Genomic DNA, 640 nt, shown 5'->3' with positions numbered 1-640 from the left:
CGGCCCCCAGCCACAGGGGCGTTGCTGATGTGCAGGTCGCCGTAAGACTCGGGCAGTACTGGATCCACCCATAGCCCGCCGAGGGAAACATGGGTGTCGTACCGCATCAGATTCGTCACCAGCCGGATGGGTGTGGTGGCCGCCCACGCCTGGGGCGAGCAGGCCGTCGGGTAGGGTACAGGCTCGGCAATCTGGTCCCGGCTGAAACCGCAGAACAGTTCCGGGAGCCGCCCGTCGGAGTAGTCCGCCGCTTCAAGCAGGGCTGTAGCGATCCGTTGCGCCTCCTCCACGAATCCGTAGCGCATGAGGCCCGCCGCAATGATGGCGTTGTCATGCGGCCAGACAGACCCGTTGTGGTAGCTTGCCGGGTTGTAGGCACCCATGTCCGTGGCAAGGGTCCGGACGCCCCATCCGCTGAACATCTCCGGCGACATCAGACGCTCGGCCACCAGCGGCACCTTGTCATCGTCAACGATGCCGTGCCACAGGCACTGGCCCATGTTTGAGGCACAGGCGTCCACCGGGCGCTTCCTGCCGTCCAGCGCTACAGCGAAGTAGCCGCGTTCCGGGAGCCAGAACGCCTCGTTAAACTTCTTCTTCAGCGCCGCCGCCTCTTCGGTGAGCTGCACTGCCAAAGGCG

General features: G+C 65.2%; 1 protein-coding gene. It reads right to left on the bottom strand.

Annotated features, from left to right (window positions below; translation table 11 throughout):
- Positions 1–640: amylo-alpha-1,6-glucosidase (locus CXQ89_RS17745; RefSeq protein WP_374953000.1), on the bottom strand; the 640-nt coding region annotated here is incomplete at both ends.

Source organism: Arthrobacter sp. ZGTC212 (genome assembly GCF_002929255.1).
Taxonomy (GTDB): Bacteria; Actinomycetota; Actinomycetes; order Actinomycetales; family Micrococcaceae; genus Arthrobacter_B; species Arthrobacter_B sunyaminii.
The sequence above is the reverse complement of the archived record's forward strand: the minus strand, read 5'-3'. Positions and strand labels throughout refer to the sequence as shown.